This is a genomic window from Micromonospora deserti, from assembly GCF_003236335.1.
Lineage (GTDB): Bacteria > Actinomycetota > Actinomycetes > Mycobacteriales > Micromonosporaceae > Micromonospora > Micromonospora deserti.
Map to the genome: position 1 here is coordinate 1 of NZ_POUB01000584.1, position 423 is coordinate 423.

Consider the following 423-nt stretch of genomic DNA (forward strand, 5'->3'; position numbering starts at 1 on the left):
GTAATCGTATTGTCTGTATAACAGGTAATATGGGCAACCAGCTATCTCTATCCGTGTCAAGGTTATGCGTTTGTATTTTTTTGGTCTTTTTGTGTGGCTATACTTACTGGTGGTATAAGAGACAGCTTTCATTTTTGGATCGGGGGATTACCTCTGCCGAAGTGGTTGTTGTTGGATGCGAATAAGAGTCAAATGAGTATCTGTCATTTTTGTCAACTTACATAATGCCCCTGGTTTTTACAGACTTAACAAAACCTTCAAATGTTTTCAATTTCATTTTTATTCTAGTTATTGTCGGATTTCTTCATATAAAAACAAGAAGGATTCATAGCAACCCAACGCTTTCATTGTTTGGTGTCTCTGCTTACAAAATTGACTATATAATCAGGGTTGATGGTCAGGATTCTGATATCACAAAAGGAT

The 423-nt window shown here is 36.2% G+C and carries 1 protein-coding gene; it reads left to right on the top strand.

Going from position 1 to position 423, the window contains the following annotated elements; genetic code table 11:
• Positions 1-224: 224 nt before the first annotated feature.
• Positions 225-423, top strand: a 199-nt coding sequence (locus C1I99_RS35535) for a KwaA family protein (protein ID WP_233512839.1), incomplete at its 3' end; no start/stop codon positions are given.